Annotated in this window: 19 protein-coding genes and 1 pseudogene; 18 read left to right on the top strand and 2 right to left on the bottom strand. The window is 68.8% G+C overall.

Annotation, left to right across the window (positions count from 1 at the left end):
* Nucleotides 1–100: 100 nt before the first annotated feature.
* The 6 genes from hrcA (at nt 101) to ACH4TV_RS04815 (ending at nt 8,208) form a co-directional block, all read left to right on the top strand.
* On the top strand, nt 101–1,117 hold the full coding sequence (hrcA, locus tag ACH4TV_RS04840) for a heat-inducible transcriptional repressor HrcA (RefSeq protein WP_398394231.1): 1,017 nt from the start codon (nt 101–103) through the stop codon (nt 1,115–1,117).
* On the top strand, nt 1,118–2,251 hold the full coding sequence (dnaJ, locus tag ACH4TV_RS04835) for a molecular chaperone DnaJ (RefSeq protein WP_398394229.1): 1,134 nt from the start codon (nt 1,118–1,120) through the stop codon (nt 2,249–2,251).
* 179 nt (nt 2,252–2,430) lie between these two features.
* Nucleotides 2,431–3,507 (top strand): nitronate monooxygenase, encoded by a 1,077-nt coding sequence (locus ACH4TV_RS04830; RefSeq protein ID WP_398394227.1) that lies wholly within the window; start codon nt 2,431–2,433, stop codon nt 3,505–3,507.
* Nucleotides 3,504–4,247, top strand: coding sequence for a 16S rRNA (uracil(1498)-N(3))-methyltransferase (locus ACH4TV_RS04825; protein ID WP_398394226.1), 744 nt, complete (start codon nt 3,504–3,506; stop codon nt 4,245–4,247). Before ACH4TV_RS04830 ends, ACH4TV_RS04825 begins: the two co-directional genes overlap by 4 nt.
* Before the next feature lie 51 nt (nt 4,248–4,298).
* Nucleotides 4,299–4,916, top strand: a complete 618-nt coding sequence (locus ACH4TV_RS04820) for a hypothetical protein (protein WP_398394224.1) — start codon at nt 4,299–4,301, stop codon at nt 4,914–4,916.
* Between the two features lie 70 nt (nt 4,917–4,986).
* A complete protein-coding gene (locus ACH4TV_RS04815; protein ID WP_398394222.1) occupies nt 4,987–8,208 on the top strand; it encodes a S41 family peptidase in 3,222 nt (1,073 codons plus the stop codon).
* A gap of 99 nt (nt 8,209–8,307) precedes the next feature.
* Here the strand turns inward: ACH4TV_RS04815 and ACH4TV_RS04810 are convergent, their stop codons facing one another.
* Nucleotides 8,308–8,445, bottom strand: coding sequence for a hypothetical protein (locus ACH4TV_RS04810; protein ID WP_398394220.1), 138 nt, complete (start codon nt 8,443–8,445; stop codon nt 8,308–8,310).
* 897 nt (nt 8,446–9,342) lie between these two features.
* Between ACH4TV_RS04810 and ACH4TV_RS04805 the strand changes: the two genes are divergently transcribed.
* Together ACH4TV_RS04805 and ACH4TV_RS04800 are read left to right on the top strand one after the other, a co-directional pair.
* Entirely contained in the window at nt 9,343–9,636 is a 294-nt protein-coding gene (locus tag ACH4TV_RS04805) for a GntR family transcriptional regulator (RefSeq protein ID WP_398394218.1), read from the top strand.
* A 307-nt stretch (nt 9,637–9,943) separates the two neighbouring features.
* A complete protein-coding gene (locus ACH4TV_RS04800) occupies nt 9,944–10,525 on the top strand; it encodes a hypothetical protein (protein ID WP_398394216.1) in 582 nt (193 codons plus the stop codon).
* On the opposite strand, the pseudogene ACH4TV_RS04795 reads toward ACH4TV_RS04800, so the two are convergent.
* A pseudogene (locus ACH4TV_RS04795) lies at nt 10,504–11,340 on the bottom strand (IS5 family transposase). The gene ACH4TV_RS04800 and the pseudogene ACH4TV_RS04795 sit on opposite strands and share 22 nt — an antisense overlap.
* 217 nt (nt 11,341–11,557) lie before the next feature.
* Here ACH4TV_RS04795 and ACH4TV_RS04790 point away from each other — a divergent pair.
* The 10 genes from ACH4TV_RS04790 to ACH4TV_RS04745 all read left to right on the top strand — a co-directional run bounded on the left by ACH4TV_RS04790 (nt 11,558) and on the right by ACH4TV_RS04745 (nt 20,614).
* Nucleotides 11,558–12,799, top strand: coding sequence for an NAD(P)/FAD-dependent oxidoreductase (locus ACH4TV_RS04790; protein WP_398394214.1), 1,242 nt, complete (start codon nt 11,558–11,560; stop codon nt 12,797–12,799).
* An 83-nt stretch (nt 12,800–12,882) separates the two neighbouring features.
* On the top strand, nt 12,883–13,251 hold the full coding sequence (locus ACH4TV_RS04785; RefSeq protein WP_398394212.1) for a histidine triad nucleotide-binding protein: 369 nt from the start codon (nt 12,883–12,885) through the stop codon (nt 13,249–13,251).
* Nucleotides 13,252–13,284: 33 nt separating this feature from the next.
* Nucleotides 13,285–14,193: a ribonuclease Z gene (locus ACH4TV_RS04780; RefSeq protein ID WP_398394210.1), complete on the top strand. Its 909-nt coding sequence runs from the start codon at nt 13,285–13,287 to the stop codon at nt 14,191–14,193.
* A gap of 20 nt (nt 14,194–14,213) precedes the next feature.
* Nucleotides 14,214–15,209: an adenosine deaminase gene (locus ACH4TV_RS04775; protein ID WP_398394208.1), complete on the top strand. Its 996-nt coding sequence runs from the start codon at nt 14,214–14,216 to the stop codon at nt 15,207–15,209.
* Between the two features lie 106 nt (nt 15,210–15,315).
* Nucleotides 15,316–16,443 (top strand): carbohydrate kinase family protein, encoded by a 1,128-nt coding sequence (locus ACH4TV_RS04770; RefSeq protein WP_398395359.1) that lies wholly within the window; start codon nt 15,316–15,318, stop codon nt 16,441–16,443.
* 163 nt (nt 16,444–16,606) lie between these two features.
* The gene (locus ACH4TV_RS04765; protein ID WP_398394207.1) at nt 16,607–17,665 is read left to right on the top strand and encodes a PhoH family protein; all 1,059 of its coding nucleotides are present in this window, start codon (nt 16,607–16,609) and stop codon (nt 17,663–17,665) included.
* Nucleotides 17,666–17,677: 12 nt separating this feature from the next.
* On the top strand, nt 17,678–18,175 hold the full coding sequence (gene ybeY, locus ACH4TV_RS04760; protein WP_398394205.1) for an rRNA maturation RNase YbeY: 498 nt from the start codon (nt 17,678–17,680) through the stop codon (nt 18,173–18,175).
* Nucleotides 18,172–19,554: a hemolysin family protein gene (locus tag ACH4TV_RS04755; RefSeq protein WP_398394203.1), complete on the top strand. Its 1,383-nt coding sequence runs from the start codon at nt 18,172–18,174 to the stop codon at nt 19,552–19,554. Before ybeY ends, ACH4TV_RS04755 begins: the two co-directional genes overlap by 4 nt.
* Nucleotides 19,551–19,910 (top strand): MmcQ/YjbR family DNA-binding protein, encoded by a 360-nt coding sequence (locus ACH4TV_RS04750; RefSeq protein ID WP_398394201.1) that lies wholly within the window; start codon nt 19,551–19,553, stop codon nt 19,908–19,910. The genes ACH4TV_RS04755 and ACH4TV_RS04750 overlap by 4 nt, the downstream gene beginning before the upstream one ends.
* A 344-nt stretch (nt 19,911–20,254) precedes the next feature.
* Nucleotides 20,255–20,614 carry a cytidine deaminase gene (locus ACH4TV_RS04745; RefSeq protein ID WP_398394199.1) on the top strand — a complete coding sequence of 120 codons (360 nt, stop codon included), beginning with the start codon at nt 20,255–20,257 and terminating at the stop codon, nt 20,612–20,614.
* The last annotated feature ends 260 nt before the right edge of the window (nt 20,615–20,874 follow it).

Here is a 20,874-nt window from a genome sequence, read left to right as displayed (position 1 = left end):
AACTCTGGCACTCGCACACGAAGAGTGCCAGGGAAGGCCAATGAAGAGCCAATGACGACCGGGGCAGGCGTCCAGGGGACGAGAGCTGGAGGTGTGCGCGATGCTCAGTGAACGCAGGCTCGAAGTGCTGCGCGCCATCGTCCAGGACTACGTGGGCACCGAGGAGCCGGTCGGGTCCAAGGCGCTCACCGAGCGGCACAACCTCGGGGTCTCACCGGCCACCGTCAGGAACGACATGGCGGCGCTGGAGGACGAGGGCTTCATCGCCCAGCCCCACACCAGCGCCGGGCGCATCCCGACCGAGAAGGGCTACCGGCTCTTCGTCGACAAGCTCGCCGGCGTCAAGCCGATGACCGCGCCCGAGCGGCGCGCCATCCAGAACTTCCTGGACGGCGCCGTCGATCTCGACGATGTCGTGGGGCGGACAGTGCGCCTGCTCGCCCAGCTCACGCGGCAGGTCGCCGTCGTGCAGTATCCGTCGCTCACCCGGTCCACCGTGCGGCACGTGGAGCTGCTCTCGCTCGCTCCCGCGCGCGTGATGCTCGTACTGATCACGGACACCGGCCGCGTGGAGCAGCGGATGATCGACTGCCCGGCGCCCTTCGGGGAGACGTCTCTGGCGGATCTACGCGCGCGGCTCAACAGCCGGGTCGCGGGCCGCCGTTTCGCGGACGTGCCGCAGCTCGTGCAGGACCTCCCGGACGCCTTCGAGGCGGAGGACCGGGGCACGGTCGCGACGGTGCTCTCCACTCTCCTGGAGACGCTCGTCGAGGAGGCCGAGGAGCGGCTGATGATCGGCGGAACCGCCAATCTGACCCGCTTCGGACATGACTTTCCCCTCACTATCCGGCCTGTTCTGGAAGCCCTTGAGGAACAGGTCGTACTCCTCAAACTCCTTGGTGAAGCCGGGGATTCGAGCATGACCGTGCGCATCGGTCACGAGAACAAATACGAGGGACTCAACTCAACGTCCGTCGTGTCGGTCGGCTACGGTTCGGGCGGCGAGGCAGTCGCCAAGCTCGGCGTGGTCGGACCGACCCGCATGGATTACCCGGGAACGATGGGAGCGGTACGCGCAGTGGCACGGTACGTCGGACAGATCCTGGCGGAGTCTTAAGTGGCCACGGACTACTACGCCGTACTCGGCGTGCGCCGCGACGCGTCCCAGGACGAGATCAAGAAGGCGTTCAGGAGGCTCGCCCGCGAGCTGCACCCGGACGTCAACCCCGATCCGAAGACGCAGGAGCGGTTCAAGGAGATCAACGCCGCGTACGAGGTGTTGTCGGACCCGCAGAAGAAGCAGGTCTACGACCTCGGCGGCGACCCCCTCTCGCAGGCGGGCGGCGGCGCGGGTGGCTTCGGCGCCGGCGGCTTCGGGAACTTCTCGGACATCATGGACGCGTTCTTCGGAACGGCGTCCCAGCGTGGGCCGAGGTCGCGTACGCGGCGCGGTCAGGACGCGATGATCCGGCTCGACATCGAGCTCGACGAGGCCGCCTTCGGGACCACCAAGGACATCCAGGTCGACACGGCCGTGGTGTGCACCACCTGTAGCGGTGAGGGCGCGGCGCCCGGGACCTCCGCCCAGACCTGCGACATGTGTCGCGGGCGCGGTGAGGTCTCCCAGGTCACGCGGTCCTTCCTCGGACAGGTCATGACCTCGCGGCCCTGCCCGCAGTGCCAGGGGTTCGGGACCGTCGTTCCGACGCCGTGCCCCGAGTGCGCGGGCGACGGACGGGTGCGGTCGCGCCGGACGCTGACCGTGAAGATCCCCGCGGGTGTCGACAACGGTACGAGGATCCAGCTCGCCGGCGAGGGTGAGGTGGGGCCCGGTGGTGGTCCCGCCGGTGACCTGTACGTCGAGATCCATGAGCTGCCGCACTCGCAGTTCCAGCGGCGCGGCGACGATCTGCACTGCACGGTGACTCTTCCGATGACGGCGGCGTCGCTGGGCACGAAGGTGCCGCTGGAGACGCTCGACGGGCTGGAGGAGGTCGACATCCGTCCGGGCACGCAGTCCGGGCAGTCGATTCCGCTGCACGGGCGGGGCGTCACGCACCTTCGGGGCGGCGGACGCGGTGACCTCATTGTGCATGTCGAGGTCATGACGCCTTCGAAGCTCGATCCTGAGCAGGAGCGGGTGCTGCGGGAGCTGGCGAAGCTGCGGGGCGAGGAGCGGCCCACGGGGCAGTTCCAGCCTGGGCAGCAGGGGTTGTTCTCGCGGCTCAAGGACGCGTTCAACGGGCGCTGAGAGTGGTGGGCGGCGGGGGTTTTGTTTCGCCCCCGCCGCCCCTACCCGTCCCATCCCTGGGGCTGCGCCCCAGACCCCCTTTCGCGCTGAACGCGCTCGTCCTCAAACGCCGGACGGGCTGGAATGCCCTGCCGGAGGCCTGATTCGGACTTGTGCAGGGGACGTGACAACATGCCGTCATGTCCTCCGCGCTGACCGATCTCTTCCCTCACCCGATCGTGCAGGCCCCCATGGCGGGCGGCGTTTCCGTCCCGCAGCTCGTCGGGGCCGTCGCCGAAGCGGGCGGGCTCGGGTTCCTCGCCGCCGGGTACAAGACCGCGGACGGGATGTACCAGGAGATCAAGCAGCTGCGGGGGCTGACCGGTCGCCCCTTCGGTGTGAACCTCTTCATGCCGCAGCCCGAGTACGCCGACCCCGCCGCCGTCGAGGTCTACGCCCACCAGCTGGCCGGCGAGGCCTCCTGGTACGACACCGAGCTGGGCGACCCGGACAGCGGACGCGACGACGGCTACGACGCCAAGCTCGCCGTACTCCTCGACAACCCGGTCCCGGTCGTCTCCTTCCACTTCGGGGTGCCGAGCCCCGACGTACTGGACTCCCTCCGCCGCGCCGGCACCTTCACCCTGGTCACCGCGACCACCGCCGACGAGGCCCTCGCCGTACAGCGGGCCGGCGCCGACGCGGTGATCGTGCAGGGCGTCGAGGCGGGCGGTCATCAGGGCACCCATCGCGACAACCCGGAGGCGGACGGCGCGGCCGTCGGGCTGCTCTCCCTCGTCGCCCAGGTCCGCGAGACCGTCGACCTGCCCCTCGTCGCCGCCGGCGGGCTCATGCGCGGCAGCCAGATCGCTGCCGTCCTCGCCGCGGGCGCGAGCGCCGCACAGCTCGGCACCGCCTTCCTCGCCACCCCCGAGTCCGGCGCCCACGCCGTGCACAAGCAGGCGCTGACCAACCCCCTCTTCGTCCGTACGGAGCTGACGCGCGCGTTCTCCGGCCGGCCGGCCCGGGGTCTGGTGAACCGTTTCCTGCGCGAGCACGGCCCGTACGCCCCCGCCGCCTACCCCGAGGTCCACCACCTCACCTCGCCCCTGCGCAAGAAGGCCGCCGCGTCCGGCGACGCGCAGGGCATGGCGCTGTGGGCCGGGCAGGGGCACCGGATGGCCCGTGAACTCCCGGCGGGCGAGCTGGTGGCGGTGCTGGTGGACGAGATCGCCGGCGCGCGGGCCGCGCTGCTGGACGCGGGCGCGAGCTCGTGACCGCGCCCGTGTTCGTCGTCGAGGACCTTCCTGACGTCCGGCAGTACGTCCTCGGCGGTCCCGAAGGGCGCCATGCCGTCTCCGTGAAGCGGCTGCGGGCCGGTGAGAGTGTCGTGCTCACCGACGGGGCCGGGCGCTGGGCCGAGGGCGAGGTCGTCGGTGCGGAGGGCAAGGACCAGCTGGTTCTGCGACTCGGCCCGGTGGCCGAGGAGCGCCCGGAGTCTCCTCGTATCACCGTCGTCCAGGCTCTTCCCAAGGGCGACCGGGGCGAGTTGGCCGTCGAGACGATGACCGAGACCGGCGTCGACGCCATCGTCCCCTGGGCCGCCTCCCGTTGCATCACGCAGTGGCGGGGCGACCGTGGGCTGAAGGCGCTCGCCAAGTGGCGGGCCACCGCCCGGGAGGCCGGCAAGCAGTCCCGCCGGGTGCGGTTCCCGGAGGTCGCGGACGCCGCGACGAGTAAGCAGGTTGCCGCACTTCTCGCCAAGGCCGACTTCGCCGCCGTACTGCACGAGGACCGTGACTACGGCAGTGCGGCGCTCGCCACCGCCGAACTCCCGTCCTCCGGTGAGATCGTGCTCGTCGTCGGGCCCGAAGGGGGCGTCTCCCCCGAGGAGTTGGCCCTGTTCGAGGAGGCGGGGGCGAGGGCGTACCGGCTCGGGGCCAGTGTGCTGCGTACCTCCACCGCCGGTACGGCCGCGACGGCGCTGCTGCTCGGACGTACCGGACGCTGGTCGTAACGTCCGTATAGAGCCTTCCGTGTCGGCCGGGACAGTGGCAGGCTGCCCTCCATGGGGGCATTGAGGCGGATTTGGCATCGGCCGCACAGGCGCCGCAGGGCGGTCGCGGTGGCCGGACTCGTGGTGGCCGCGGTGAGCGGTGCCGTCGCGTGCGATCCCGGTGGGCTCGGTTCGGCCACCGTGGCCCTCACCACGGACCAGACCGTGACGGACGAGTTGGAGCGGCGGGACGTCAACGTCCAGTGGCTCACCTGCACGGCCTCGGTCGACAACGGCAACGGCAACGGCAACGGTGACGCGGGCGGTGGCGGCAACACGGCTTCTGCGGACGGCAGTTCGCCCTCGGCGAGCGAGAACGCCGTCGCGAGTGTCGACTGCCAGGGCGAGACCACGGACGGCAGGGACATCACCGTCACCGGCAAGGTGACGCGCGCGGTCGACGGCAGGTGCGTACGCGGGGACCTCACCGCGAAGGTCGACGGCAGGCAGTGGTTCCGAGTCAGCGGCCTCGGCAACTGCGACGCACCCAGCAACTCGCCGACGTACACCCCGCCCGTCACCTGGCAGCCGTCGGACGACGAGCGGCCAGGGCCCACCGTGACCGTCACCGTGACGAGGACCATCTGGTGCCAGGAGGATCCGAACTGTCGGCCCGTCGAGGGCAAGTAGCGGTCCGGTGCGGGTAAGGAAAGGGCCGAAACCCCTGTCCGGGGGCGTGATCGCTGCTTAGGGTGATCGGGTGACTCAGCCCTCTTCGCCTGCGTATCTCCGGTTTCCGCATCTGCACGGCGACTTGGTCGCCTTCACCGCCGAGGACGACGTCTGGGTCGCCCCGCTCGACGGCGGCCGGGCCTGGCGCGTCAGCGCCGACAACGTGCCGGTGAACCATCCCCGTATCTCCCCCGACGGCACCCGCGTCGCCTGGACCTCCACCCGCGACGGCGCCCCCGAGGTGCATGTCGCCCCGATCGACGGCGGATCCGCCAACAGGCTCACCTACTGGGGCAGTTCGAAGACCCAGGTGCGCGGCTGGACCCCGGACGGGCGGGTCCTCGCCATCAGTACCCAGGGGCAGGCCAGCCTGCGCCGCTCCTGGGCCCGGGCCATCCCGCTCGACGGCGGCCCGGCAACTGTCCTGCCGTACGGGCCCGTTGGCGATGTCGCCCACGGCCCGGCGACCGTCCTCCTCTCCGCTCCCATGGGCCGCGAGGCCGCCTGGTGGAAGCGGTACCGGGGCGGTACGGCGGGCAAGTTGTGGATCGACAGGGAGGGGGATGGCGAATTCGTACGGCTGCATGCCGAGCTTGACGGGAACCTGGAGTACCCGGTCTGGGTGGGGGAGCGGATCGCCTTCCTCTCCGACCACGAAGGTGTCGGGGCGCTGTACTCCTCCCTCGGCGACGGGTCCGACCTGCGGCGCCACACCCCGGTCGACGGCTTCTACGCCCGGCACGCGGCGAGCGACGGCAGCCGGGTCGTGTACTCCTGTGCCGGTGAGCTGTGGTTGCTCGACGATCTCGACGGGGCCGAGCCGCGACGGCTCGACTTCCGGCTCGGCGGGCAGCGCGTCGATCTCCAGCCGCATCCCGTGAGCGCCTCGCGCTGGTTCAACTCCGGTGCGCCCGACCACACCGGGCGCGGCAGCGCCATCGGGGTGCGCGGGTCCGTGCACTGGGTCACCCACCGGTCAGGGCCGGCGCGGGTGCTCGCCTCCGGGCACGGGGTACGGGCCCGGCTGCCCCGCGCCTTCCGCGTGGACGGCGAGGAGTGGGCCGTGTGGGTGACGGACGCGGAGGGCGACGACGCGCTGGAGTTCGCCCCGGCGACCGGTGTCGCCCCCGGCGCCACTCCGCGCAGGCTCGCCGCCGGGCAGCTCGGGCGGGTCCTCGGCCTCGCCGTGGCGCCCGACGGCAGCCGGGCCGCCGTCGCCTCCCACGACGGGCGCGTGCTGCTCGTCGAGCGGGAGTCGGGGGAGGTGCGCGAGGTCGACAGCAGCACCGACGGTGATGTGTCCGGGCTGGTCTTCTCGCCCGACTCCGGCTGGCTGGCCTGGTCCCACCCGGGGCCGCGTCCGCTGCGCCAGCTCAAGATCGCCAACACCACCGACCTGTCGGTGACCGAGGCGACTCCGCTCCGATTCCGGGACTACTCGCCCGCTTTCACCATCGACGGCAAGCATCTGGCCTTCCTGTCGGCGCGGTCCTTCGACCCGATCTACGACGAGCACGTGTTCGACCTGGCCTTCGTCGGCGGCTCGCGCCCGCACCTCATCACCCTTGCCGCGACCACGCCCTCGCCCTTCGGGCCGCAGCGGCACGGGCGGCCCTTCGAAGCGCCGGACAAGGACGAGACCCCCGACAGCGAGGGCGCCCCGGCCACCCGTATCGACCTCGACGGGCTCGCCGACCGCATCGTGCCGTTCCCGGTCGAGGCCGCCCGCTACACCAACCTGCGGGCCGCCAAGGACGGCGTCCTGTGGCTGCGGCACCCGGTGCGCGGGGTCCTCGGCTCCTCCCGGGCCACCCCCGACGACCCCGACCCGAAGACCGAGCTGGAGCGGTACGACCTCGCCCAGCAGCGCATCGAGCACCTTGCCGGGGACGCCGACCACTTCGCCGTCAGCGGCGACGGCAAACGCGTCCTGCTGTGGACCGACGGCAAGCTGAAGGTCGTACCCAGCGACCGGCGCGCCTCCAACGACGACGAGAGCGACACGAACATCACCGTCGACCTCTCGCGCGTCCGGCAGTCCGTCGACCCGGCCGTCGAATGGCGGCAGATGTACGACGAGAACGGCCGCATCATGCGCGACAACTTCTGGCGGCCGGACATGGGCGGGGTGGACTGGGACGGCGTCCTCGACCGCTACCGTCCCATCCTCGACCGCCTCGCCACCCACGACGACCTGGTCGACCTTCTCTGGGAGGTCCAGGGCGAGTTGGGCACCTCGCACGCCTACGTCACCCCGCGCGGCGGATACGGCAGCGGCGAGCGGCAGGGCCTGCTCGGCGCCGACATCACCCGCCACGACGACGGCCCCGAGGGCTCGGCCGCCCTGTGGCGCATCGACCGCGTCCTGCCCGCCGAGACCTCCGACCCCGACGGCGTCTCCCCGCTCGCCGCACCCGGCGTCGCGGTCCGCCCGGGCGACGCGATCATCGCGGTCGCCGGACAGCCGGTCGACCCGGTGGCCGGCCCCTGGCCCCTCCTCGTCGGTACGGCGGGCAAGCCCATCGAGCTGACCATCTCGCCGTCCGGCGGCGGCGACCCGCGGCACGTGGTCGTCGTCCCCCTCGCCGACGAGGAACCCTTGCGCTACCACGCCTGGGTCACGGACCGCCGGGCCTACGTCACCGAGAAGTCCGACGGCCGGCTCGGCTACCTCCACGTCCCCGACATGCAGGCACCCGGCTGGGCCCAGATCCACCGCGACCTGCGCATCGAGGTAGCGAAGGAGGGCCTGGTCGTCGACGTACGCGAGAACCGGGGCGGCCACACCTCCCAGCTGGTCGTCGAGAAGCTGGCGCGGCGGATCGTGGGATGGGACCTCCCGCGCGGGCTACGCCCGTACAGCTACCCGGAGGACGCCCCTCGCGGCCCCGTCGTCGCCGTCGCCAACGAGTTCTCCGGCTCGGACGGCGACATCGTCAACGCGGCGATCAAGGCGCTGGGGATCGGCCCGGTGGTCGGTACGCGGACGTGGGGCGGGGTCATCGGCATCGACAGCCGGTATCGGTTGGTCGACGGCACGCTCGTCACGCAGCCCAAGTACGCCTTCTGGCTTGAGGGTTACGGGTGGGGCGTCGAGAACCACGGCGTCGATCCGGACGTCGAGGTCGTGCAGACTCCGCAGGATTATGCCGCCGGGCGGGATGTGCAGTTGGACGAGGCGATCCGGCTGGCGCTGGCTTCGCTGGAGGAGCGGCCGGCTAAGAGGGCGCCTGGGTTGCCTGAGCTGTAAGGGGCCTTGGGGCGAGGGGTCCCGTTGACGAGGTGGTCCTCTCCGCGTCGCATTGCGTCGCGTCGCGGAGAGGACCCCTTGAATTCGCCCGGGCTGGGGCTAAGGGTGGGTGATCGCGGTCACGCCGGTGATGACCACCACTGCCCACACGGTCACGAGCGCAGTGGTGAAGGTGACCGACTCCAGCCGCTTCCGGCGGATCTGAAACCAACTCGGTTGGCAGTCACGGGAGTTCACGTGCCAGCTACCTCCATACGTGTTGGCGCGGGGCGATGACAGACACACGCGCACACCAGGTAGCGCAGCCCCGGTACGCCGCTTTCACGGGGTTCACCGTCCCGGCACCGGTCGTGGGTGCCGATGGTGCAGCGGCCGGACACGTAAGGGGGATCCGGCATCCAGGACGATTCACGGGCGTTGCTCACGGGGCCGCCTCCCTGTCGCTGAAGATGGGTGCGCGGTACAGCAGGGAGGTGCGAACCGTTCCGTCCGTGTCCATGTCCGCGTTCGTCGGCGGCGCGGTCATCGGACCCCACCCGCCACTGGAACCGTGTGGATGTTTCGGGTGTCGAGGTCGAGACGGAAGTGGGCCGCCAGCACCAGAACGCGCCGCCGCCTCCACCGCAGGACGCGTTCCCGCGCCGTCCAGTAGGGCCGTACCCGTGCGGTTCGGGGTACTGCGACCGTCCCTGGAGCCTCGTCGTCGAGAGCGGGCAGGTACGGTCGCGACAGACGTGATGCTGATCCGTCCAGCACTCCCCGGTCCGTGCTGTACGGCGACCGACGCTGAGCCGGTACCCGTGTTGCCGGGTGCGTATGGTCTTGCGTGTCTCTGGCTCCGTTCTTGCTGGTCACCAGAGTTCGGTTCGGTTCCGGGGTCTCCTGCCGCCGCTTGCCGGTGGCTGGGAGCACCCAGCACAGCAGGGGCAGCAACACCCCGATCAATACAGCCGCGCTACGCTCGCGCATGTCGTCAACCTCCCAGGGTTGGTGGCCGTGCCCCGGGAGTCCTGACCGACTCGCCGGGGTCTTCTGATGGCATCTGACTGTACGCCAACTTGGTACGTCTTGGTACGTCTCTACTCGTCCTATGCCGACCTATGCTGGCCTGAGTTGACCTCTTACGCTCCAACCATGATCGAGATCGATCGGGAGAGCATCACCCCGATGTACCTGCAGTTGGCGTCCGTCCTCCGTGAGCGCATTCGACGCGGCGTCATCCCGGTAGGCCGACGTATCCCCTCTCACCATGAGTTGGAGCAGGAGACAGGCGGGGCGGTAAGCCGCCGCACCATCAAGTCGGCTATCGAGGTACTCGCGGCCGAGGGAGTCGTTCAGGGCGTCCAGGGCAAGGGCGTGTTCGTCATCGCGAAGCCCGAGACGGCTCGGTCCGGTGATGGGCTTGAAGGTGGAGAGATTGTGAGCTGACCCGCTGGTGTGAGAGCCGTGGTCGGCCCCCGTAGGCTACAAATGGCTCAATATCCCGCAGACGGCGGCGAGTTGGTGGCTCGGTGCCGCCGGAACGTCGGCGGTACCCAAGGCTGTCGGCCATTGCGTGAGAATGCACTGAAGTATCGAGGAGATGTCGTGGTATCCACCACCCGTTGGCTCGGGTGCCTGCTGCCTTTGAAAGCCGGCGTGGTTGTGGCAGGAGCGACAAGTTGGATGTCTCGATTGGTTGGTCGAGCATCATATTGAGGTATCCCGGGGCTGGCTCGCACTGCATGATCGTGACATGTCGAATCCTGCTTCCTTCCGCGACCAGTCCAACTGGGGCGATGGCTACGAGCTGGCCATCGAGGTTGGCTCTACTGGTGACGCCGAACTGCAGACTCTCCTGAGTGCTCTGTGGTCGGCGGCAGGCGTGCGGGGGTGCTTCGGGCATCGTGACTGTGAGCCCGACGAGCAGGATGAGGTGCCGTGCACGGTGGCCTCGCTCACTGAGTACGGCCACCTGCTCGGTCAGGTCCGCTTGCCGACGGGGCAGATGGCGGTATGCGGTTGCATGGTAGTCCGCGGTGGTGACGAAAGCAGTGACTGGCTGGACTTCTACGTTCCCACAGGAGCGTTGGACAAGGCGGGCATCGTGTACTGGGACGGCCAGCCGTACTACAGGTCCGCGGTCATCGACGACTGGCTCGCCAGCATCGCGATGGAGACCTTCAAGCAGGCGCCGTTCAGCTTGGGTGTCGTCGGCTGGATGGTCTCCGGACTTGCCGACGCCTCAGTGCTGGCGGACGAGTTGCCCAAGGAACGCGGTATGGGATACCTGCTGCCGCGTGGCGGGGTCCTGCGCTACGGGGCTGCCAACACCTGACGCCGACGACTCTCGCTGGCGCGAACTCTGCGGTAGCAGATGAGACTGCTGGCGATGCCGACGAAGGCGAGGAAGTGTTCGGCCTTGCGCTCGTATCGGCGGTACAGCCGACGACGGCTGCTCAGCCAGCACATCGTGCGCTCTACCACCCCAGCGGTATCGGCCCAGACGCCTGGAGGGCTCGACACCGCGGCGGGCAATGCGAGGCACGGTGCCGTCGCCGCAGCCAGTTGCGCAGATGGTCGAAGTCGTAGCCCTTGTCCGGGTGCAGCTTGGCCGGGCGGCGGCGCCGGGGCCCATAGCGGGAGCGGATCGGCGGGATGCCCTGCATCAGCGGGATCAGCGCCTGGCTGTCGTGCAGGTTGGCAGCGGAGATCCCCACCGAGATCGGCAGGCTGTTGCGGTCACAGATGGCGTGAATCTTCGACCCGAGCTTGCCGCGATCGGTCGGATTCGGTCCAGTCAAGGGCCCCTCTGACCGCACGGACACTGGCCGAGTCGATCGCACAGCGCGACCGGTCCAGCGCGCCGTCGGCGCCGAGTTGGTCGAGAACCACGCGGTGCAGCTTGGCCCACACCCGAGCGGCGGACCAGTCGGTGAAGCGGCGGTGGACCGTCTGCCAGGAGGCTTCGAAGACCGGTGGCACCTGCCGCCAGGCGCAGCCCGAGGTAGCGATGAAGGTGATTGCGGCCAGCACCGCGCGATCATCGCACCTCCGCCGGCCTCCACCTTGGGCACGCACTGGCGGCTCCGGCGCCACGTCCTGGAAGATCTCCCACAGCCCGTCCGGCACCAAGCGATGGACTATGTCCATACCCGGAGCAACGAGCTACCGCCAATCAAGACATCGTCTTAAGGGCGGGGCAGGTTGAAAAGGGTTGATCAGGTTCCGATAGGCACACCCAAGGCACACAGCGATCTGTGGACACGTGCGAATGTTTTTGATGCAATTTCTTCAGACTTCCGGAGGAGGTGATTGTTCCCCCGAGCTGAACCTCGCTTCGGCACTTCAATCCGACCAGGAGAGAAACGTGTACGATGTTATCGTTGTAGGTGCCAGATGTGCTGGATCGCCGACGGCCATGCTCCTGGCTCAGCGAGGTTATCGGGTTCTTGCAGTTGATCGCACCTCTTTCCCCAGTGACACTGTATCGACGCATTATATTCACCAGGGTGGAATTTCTTGCCTCCGTGACTGGGGACTCCTCGACAAGATAATTACTGCAGGTACCCCAGCAATACGAAAGCTGCACTTCTCCTACAGGGGTGTTGATTTGAACGGGTTTGCCGAACCCGTCAACGGAATCGATGCCGTTTACTGCCCGCGGCGCACCGTACTCGACGAGATATTGGTGAATGCGGCGTGCCAAGCAGGTGTCGAAGTAATTGAGGGTTTCACCGTCTCCGACCTCGTCTACTCCGAAGGGCGCGTGACCGGCGTACGCGGACGCGAGCGAGGGGGGCAGGAGCGGGAATTTCGCGCCGCTGTGGTGGTGGGAGCGGACGGCTTCCGTTCCACCGTTGCGAAAAAGGTGGGAGCCCAAATGTACGACGTGCATCGCGCCGCCGGGTTCAACTATTACGCATACTTCAGCGGTCTGGACTGGGGTATGCATCACAAAGCCGGATTCGACGGGCGTTGGTTCGGTGCCTGGCCCACCAATGATGGCCTCACCATGTTGGCAGTCGTTTGCACTCGTAGGCGGCTCAAAGAGTTCCGCCAGGACCCGGAAGCGAGCTTTCAGGCCGTCTTCGACGAAGTCGCGCCGGACATGGGCGCACAGTTGCGGGAAGCCGGAAAGCGTGAAACGGATTTCGTGCCCATGCGTTACCCTGACAACTACTACCGGCGCGCTTATGGGCCCGGCTGGGCGCTGGTGGGTGATGCCGGATACCACAAGGACCCGTACAGCGGATTCGGGATCACCGATGCATTCCGGCAGGCGGAAATTCTTGCCGGTTACCTCCATCAAGGACTGTCCGGGGAGCGCTCGATAGACGATGCGCTCGCCGAGTACAACAAGATTCGTGACGAAAGCACCGCAGACAACTACGCCCTCACTGTCACGTTGAGCGAACTTGCTGAATTGTCTCCTTTCCTTCAGGGGGTGTTCAGATCGGCGAGTGCCAGCCAGGCGTGGACCAATAAAATCCTCGGCCTTTTTGCTGGATTTGTTGATTACCAAGAGATCTTCTCGCCTGATGCCCTCCGGAAGCTGTATGACGACACGGGCCTACCCGAAGATAAACGTATTTATAGTGAAATCAACTGAGTGTCCGAGGTGTGCCGAGTAGTGGCTGCCCGCGGCCGATACCATGCCCACGTACTGATCGGCGAGCGTGAGGAGGCACACGCATGCGGGACGAGGGCGAGAGCGGGGCACCGCAGGACGACTGTCTGTTCTGCAAGATTGCCGGAAAGCACATCCCGGCGACGATCGTCCGCGAGACGGACACGACCGTCGCCTTTCGGGACATCAACCCCCAGGCGCCGACGCACATCCTGGTGATCCCCAAGGCCCACCACCCCGACGCGGCCTCCCTCGCCGTCGCCGAACCCGGCATCGCCGCCGATGTGCTGCGCCACGCCGGTGAGATCGCGGCCGAGGAGAAGCTGGACAGCTACCGCATCGTCTTCAACACCGGCAGCGGCGCCGGCCAGACCGTCTTCCACGCCCACGCGCACCTTCTGGGCGGACGCGGTCTGCACTGGCCCCCGGGATAGCCCGGCCAAGCGAACCGAGAACGGTAACTTTCCTTGTCCGCACGTGAATTGGTGGTCCTCGGCACCGCCAGCCAGGTACCCACCCGGCACCGCAACCACAACGGCTACCTGCTCCGCTGGGACGGCGAGGGCATCCTCTTCGATCCCGGCGAGGGCACGCAGCGTCAGATGCTGCGTGCCGGGGTCGCCGCCCATGACCTCAACCGGATCTGTGTCACCCACTTCCACGGGGACCACTCGCTCGGGCTCGCCGGGGTCATCCAGCGCATCAACCTCGACCGCGTCCCGCACGAAATCACCGCGCACTACCCGCGCTCCGGGCAGAAGTTCTTCGACCGGCTGCGGTACTCCACCGCCTACCGCGAGACCGTCGAGATCGGCCAGGCTCCGGTCGCTGGGGAGGGCGGGGTACTCGCGACGACGGGCGGGTATCGCCTCGAAGCCCGGAAGCTCTCCCATCCCGTCGAGTCGTACGGCTATCTCCTCGTCGAGCCCGACGGGCGGCGCATGCTGCCCGAGTTGCTCGCCGCGCGCGGGATCAAGGGGCCGGACGTCGGACGCATCCAGCGGGAGGGCTCCCTCGGGTCCGTCACTCTCGACGACGTCAGCGAGTTGCGGCGCGGACAGCGGTTCGCGTTCGTCATGGACACCCGGTTGTGCGAGGGGGTGCACGCGCTGGCCGAGGGGTGCGATCTGCTGGTCATCGAGTCGACCTTTCTGGATGAGGATCAGCAACTTGCCGCCGATCACGGGCATCTGACCGCCGGTCAGGCGGGGGCGGTTGCTCGGGAGGCCGGCGTACGGCATCTCGTCCTCACTCACTTCAGCCAGCGGTACTCCGAGCCGGACGAGTTCGAGCGGCAGGCGCGGGCGGCCGGGTTCGAGGGGGAGCTGACCGTCGCCCATGACCTACTGAGAGTGCCGGTTCCGAAACGGCGGTAAACCGGTCGTACGATTCTTTGATGTCCCTCCCCAAAGCCGAACTCCACCTCCACATCGAAGGCACCCTCGAACCTGAGCTGGCCTTCGCGCTCGCCGCGCGCAACGGTGTCGCGCTGCCGTACGCCGACACCGACGAGCTGCGTAAGGCGTATCTCTTCGACGATCTCCAGTCCTTTCTGAACCTGTACTACGAGCTCATGGCCGTCCTGCGGACCGAACAGGACTTCGAGGACCTTGCCAACGCCTATCTCGCTCGGGCCGCGGCTCAGGGCGTGCGGCACGCGGAGATCTTCTTCGACCCGCAGGCGCACCTTGCCCGGGGTGTGGGCATGGGGACGGTCGTCGACGGGCTGTGGCGGGCGCTGGGGGAGAGTGAGGCGGTGCATGGCATCTCCACGCAGCTGATCATGTGTTTCCTGCGTGACGAGTCCGCCGCGTCGGCCATGGAGACGTTGGAGGTGGCCCGTCCCTACCTTGACCGGATCGTCGGGATCGGGCTCGACTCCGCCGAGGTCGGGCATCCGCCGGTGAAGTTCCGTGAGGTGTACGAGGCCGCCGCCGGGCTGGGTCTGCGGCGGGTGGCGCACGCGGGGGAGGAGGGGCCGCCGGAGTACATCACTGAGGCCCTCGACATCCTCGGCGTCGAGCGGATCGACCATGGGCTGCGTTGCATGGAGGACCCGGAGCTCGTGGCGCGGCTCGTGCGGGAGCGGGTGCCGCTGACGCTCTGCCCGCTGTCCAACGTACGGCTGCGGGCTGTGGATGTGCTGGCCGAGCATCCGCTGCCCGCGATGCTCGACGCGGGACTGCTGTGCACCGTCAACTCCGACGATCCCGCCTACTTCGGTGGGTATGTCGAGGACAACTTCGGGGCTGTGCGGGAGGCCCTGGGTCTGGGTGAGGGGCGGTTGCGGGAGCTGGCGCGGAACTCGTTCCTGGCCTCGTTCCTGGACGGTGACGAGGAGCGGCGGGCGCGGTATCTGGCCGAGGTGGAGGCGTACGAGTTCGGGGGGTGAGCGGCCCGCCGGGCGCCACGTGCCGGTCGCGGGGCGGGAGCGGCGGGTTGCTGTCAGTGGTGTGGTGCAGACTGGCCTGATCCGCACCATCGTCAGGGAGCGCACCGTGATCGCGTCCACCGCGTCCACCGGAGAGGGACCTTCCTACAGCCAGGCCCAGGTCGATCCCCTGGCCGGCTTGCGCGCGCCCGACGATCCGCCGTGGGACGTGTATCTGACGGGCACCGTCTTCCTCGACATCATCTTCACCGGGCTGGATTCCGCCCCGGTGCGCGGCACCGAGTCCTGGGCGCGCGGGATGGGGTCGAGCCCCGGCGGGGTCGCCAACATGGCCACCGCGCTCGCCCGGCTCGGCCTGAAGACCTCCCTCGCCGCCGCCTTCGGCGACGACCACTACGGGGAGTACTGCTGGGACGCCCTCGAACAGGGCGAGCACATCGACCTGTCCACGTCACGCACGGTCCCCGGCTGGCACTCCCCGGTCACGGTGTCCATGGCGTACGAGGGTGAGCGCACGATGGTCTCCCACGGCCACGAGCCGCCCCCGGAGGAGCCCGCCCCGGACTGCCCGCCGCCCGCCCGGGCCGCCGTCGCCTCCCTCACCCCGGGCGTGCGCGCCCCCTGGATCGCGCAGGCCGCCCGCAAGGGCGCCCGCATCTTCGCCGACGTCGGCTGGGACGACACCGGCCGCTGGGACCTCGCCGGCCTCGCCGACCTGGAGCACTGCGAGGCCTTCCTCCCCAACGCCGAGGAGGCGATGCGCTACACCGGCGCCGACTGCCCCCGCCAGGCGGCCCGGGCGCTCACCGAACACGTACCGCTGGCCGTCGTCACCCTCGGTGCCGAGGGCGCGTACGCGGTGGACGGGCGGACCGGGGAGACGGCCGAGGTGCCCGCCATCGCCGTCGAGGCCCTCGACCCCACGGGCGCCGGCGATGTCTTCGTCGCCGGTTTCGTCACCGGCACCCTCGCCGACTGGCCGCTCGCCGACCGCCTCGCCTTCGCCGGCCTCACCGCCGCCCTCTCCGTGCAGGACTTCGGCGGCTCCCTCTCCGCGCCCGGCTGGTCCGAGATCGGGGCCTGGTGGCGCGAGATCCAGTCGTACGAGCACCAGGACCCGGCGGCCCTGCGCCGGTACGCGTTCCTGGCGGACCTGGTGCCCAGGAGCGCCAGACCGCGCCCGTGGCCGCTGCGGCGGGCGGTTCCGACCATCGGTTTCGGCAGATCGGCGTGAGCGCGTACACCGGACAGCGGACGCGCAGTGGACGCGTACACCGGACCGTGGGCTAAAAGCCCTACGGCGTTGTCAGTGCACCGACGTACCCTGGGACCGGAAGGCTACCCACGTGGTAAGCGAGCCTCATTGAGGGAGGTCGTGCAGGCCTACGAGCCGGCCCATGACTCAGACACCCACAGCTCAGAGCCCCGCACAGGGGCAGGCACGAGCGCAGTTCACCGTCCCGGCGGCGCACCCCATGGTGACCGTCCTGGGTTCCGGCGACTCCCTCCTGCGTGTGATCGAGAAGGCCTTCCCGGCGGTCGACATCCATGTCCGGGGCAACGAAGTCAACGCCGTCGGCGCCGCGGGCGAAGTCGCCCTCGTCCAGCGCCTGTTCGACGAGATGATGCTGGTGCTCCGCACCGGACAGCCGATGACGGAGGACGCGGTGGAACGTTCGATCGCCATGCTCAGAGCGAGCGGCAACGGGGAGGCTGACGGCCTGGAGACCCCGGCCGACGTCCTCACGCAGAACATCCTGTCCTCGCGAGGCCGCACCATCCGCCCCAAGACCCTCAACCAGAAGCGCTACGTCGACGCCATCGACAAGCACACCATTGTCTTCGGCATCGGCCCGGCGGGCACCGGCAAGACGTACCTCGCCATGGCGAAGGCCGTCCAGGCCCTCCAGTCCAAGCAGGTCAGCCGCATCATCCTGACCCGCCCGGCGGTGGAGGCGGGCGAGCGGCTCGGCTTCCTGCCCGGCACGCTCTACGACAAGATCGACCCGTATCTGCGCCCGCTGTACGACGCGCTGCACGACATGCTGGACCCGGACTCGATCCCGCGGCTGATGGCGGCCGGGACGATCGAGGTCGCGCCGCTGGCGTACATGCGGGGACGGACCCTGAACGACGCCTTCATCATTCTGGACGAGGCTCAGAACACCTCCGCCGAGCAGATGAAGATGTTCCTCACCCGTCTCGGCTTCGAGTCGAAGATCGTCGTCACGGGTGACGTCACGCAGGTCGACCTGCCGTCCGGGACCAAGTCGGGTCTGAAGCAGGTCCAGGACATCCTCGAAGGCCTCGACGACGTCCACTTCTCGCGGCTCACCTCCCACGATGTCGTCCGGCACAAGCTGGTCGGCCGTATCGTCGACGCGTACGAGAAGTACGACAGCGAAAACGGTACGGAGAACGGCACCCACAAGGGCGTCCGTAACAAACGGAAGTAGATCAGCGCGACCATGTCGATCGACGTCAACAACGAGTCCGGAACCGAGGTCGACGAGCAGGCGATCCTCGACATCGCCCGCTACGCGCTCGCACGGATGCGCATCCACCCGCTCTCCGAACTGTCGGTGATCGTCGTGGACGCCGCCGCCATGGAGCAGCTGCACATCCAGTGGATGGACCTGCCGGGCCCGACCGACGTCATGTCGTTCCCCATGGACGAGCTGCGCCCCCCGTCGAAGGACGACGAGGAGCCGCCGCAGGGGCTTCTCGGTGACATCGTGCTCTGTCCCGAGGTCGCCGAGAAGCAGGGCAAGGAAGCCGAGACACAGCACTCCATGGACGAGGAGCTCCAGCTCCTCGCCGTCCATGGAGTGCTGCATCTCCTCGGCTACGACCACGAGGAGCCCGACGAGAAGGCCGAGATGTTCGGCCTCCAGGCGGCCATCGTGGACGGCTGGCGCGGTGAGCGGGGCATGACCGGTCCGTCGCCCGCCCCGACCGTGTCATGAACCCCCAACTCGTCACCGGTGCCATAGCGCTGGTCGTCGTCGCCTGGCTCGCCGCCTGCGCGGAGGCGGGCCTCGCGCGCGTCTCCAGCTTCCGCGCCGAGGAGGCTGTACGCGGCGGACGGCGCGGCAGTGCCAAGCTCGCGCAGATCGCCGCCGACCCGACCCGCTATCTCAACGTGGCGCTCCTGGTGCGCGTGGTCTGCGAGATGGCCGCCGCCGCGCTCGTCACGTACGCCTGCCTCCAGGAGTTCGACGCGACCTGGGAGGCCCTCGCCGTCGCCATCGGCGTGATGGTGCTCGTCTCGTACGTCGCGGTGGGGGTGTCGCCGCGGACGATCGGGCGTCAGCATCCCCTCAACACGGCCACGGCGGCGGCGTACATCCTGCTGCCGCTGGCCCGTGTCATGGGGCCGATCCCCTCCCTCCTCATCCTCATCGGCAACGCGCTCACCCCCGGCAAGGGCTTCAGGCGCGGCCCGTTCGCCTCCGAGGCGGAGCTGCGCGCGCTGGTCGACCTGGCCGAGAAGGAGTCCCTGATCGAGGACGACGAGCGCCGCATGGTGCACTCCGTCTTCGAGTTGGGCGACACCCTCGTACGGGAGGTCATGGTCCCGCGGACCGACCTGGTCGTCATCGAGCGGTACAAGACCATCCGGCAGGCGCTCACCCTCGCCCTGCGTTCGGGGTTCTCGCGGATTCCGGTCACGGGCGAGAACGAGGACGACGTCGTCGGGATCGTGTATCTGAAGGACCTCGTCCGCAAGACGCACATCAGCCGGGACGCGGAGAGCGAGCTCGTGTCGACCGCGATGCGGCCCGCCGCCTTCGTACCCGACACGAAGAACGCCGGCGACCTGCTCCGTGAGATGCAGCGTGACCGCAACCATGTCGCCGTCGTCATCGACGAGTACGGCGGCACGGCCGGCATCGTGACGATCGAGGACATCCTGGAGGAGATCGTCGGCGAGATCACCGACGAGTACGACCGTGAACTCCCGCCCGTGGAGGAGCTCGGCGACGAGCGTCACCGCGTCACCGCCCGCCTCGACATCACCGACCTCGGCGAGCTGTACGGCCTTGAGGAGTACGACGACGAGGACGTGGAGACGGTGGGCGGGCTGCTCGCCAAGGCGCTCGGGCGCGTTCCCATCGCCGGGGCCTCGGCGGTCGTCGACCTGCCCGACGGGCGGGAGTTGAGGCTCACCGCGGAGGCCGCGGCGGGGCGGCGGAACAAGATCGTGACGGTGCTTGTGGAGCCCGTCGAGCCCGTGGAGCCTGCCGAGGAAGCGGAGAAGGCCGAAAAGGCCGAGAAGGACGGGGACAGGAAAGCCGAGCGTAGGGCTGAGAGGAAGGCTGAGAAGAAGGGGGACGCGGCGTGACTCCGCAGGAGCTGCGAGCGTTCTGTCTGTCCTTCAACGCCGCTGCCGAGGACTTCCCCTTCAACCCGGAGACCTCCGTCTTCAAGGTGCTGGGCAAGCTCTTCGCCCTCACCGCCCTGGACGCGCGTCCCCTGACGGTCAATCTGAAGTGCGACCCGGACGACGCCGTACGGCTCCGGGACGAGCACGAGGGGCTGATCATCCCCGGCTATCACATGAACAAGCGGCACTGGAACACGGTGACGGTCGACGGGGAGTTGCCCGATCAGCTCGTGCGGGAGCTGATCGAGGACTCGTACGACCTGGTCGTGGCCGGTCTGCCACGGGCGGAGCGGTTGCGCCTCGACCGGCCCTGAACCCCGCTCGCCGCTCGTCTCAGTACGGCAGGATGCGGCCCGAGGGCGTCCTGCGGTCGATGGGGAGGTCGCGGGGCGAAGGAGCGCTGGGCCGACGAATGACGCGGATGCGGGTCTGGCGGTTCATGACGCCTCCTCATGGCTCGCGGTTCAAGGGTCATGCCCTGATCACCCGCGCCTGATACCTCTTCTTGTGTGACTTCCTTGTGTCATGCATCAGCCTCCGGGTTTCCGGGGCCCCGCACATCGTGCTCACGAAGGCCTTCACCCCGGCCCCGGCGGAGCATTCACGGTGGCCGGAGTACTCCCCGGGGAGGACACGGACCCCTGGTTATGCTCGGGGTATGACCGACAGCAACGCGCTCGACCTCGACCCCGAGGACCGCAAGATCGTCACCCTCGCCCGCTCCGCCCGGGCCCGCAACGGCGTCCCCGAGGGCGCTGCCGTACGGGACGAGACCGGACGTACGTACGTCGCCGGCACCGTCGCCCTCGACTCACTGAAGCTGAGCGCACTGCGGACGGCGGTGGCCATGGCGGTGGCCTCGGGCGCCCAGTCGTTGGAGGCGGCGGCGGTCGTGACGGCGGCCGACGGTGTGCCGGCGGAAGACCTGGCGGCGGTACGGGATCTGGGTGGGCCCGCGACTCCGGTGCACTTGGCTGCGCCGGACGGGGTTGTGCGGGTGACGGTGTCTGCGGGGTGAGGTTGGTTGGGGGCGCCGTCTCTGGGGGCTGCGCCCCCAGGCCCCCCTTTTTCGGCCTGAACGGCCTCGTCCTCAATCGCCGGACGGGCTGGGGGTGCCGGACGGGCTATAGGCGTCGGCGTCCGTCGCGTGTGATGTGCGGCATTTCCGGTGGGTGGAAAGGTGATTGACCGGCCCGAGAACGTCGACCTACGCTCGCCGTTGTTTCGATCGTTGTATACGAAACCCGAAAGGTGACCCGACGCGTAGCGGCCGACGAC

This window comes from Streptomyces sp. NPDC020898 (genome assembly GCF_044333925.1).
Taxonomy (GTDB): domain Bacteria; phylum Actinomycetota; class Actinomycetes; order Streptomycetales; family Streptomycetaceae; genus Streptomyces.
This window is presented reverse-complemented; position numbering and strand designations above follow the sequence as displayed.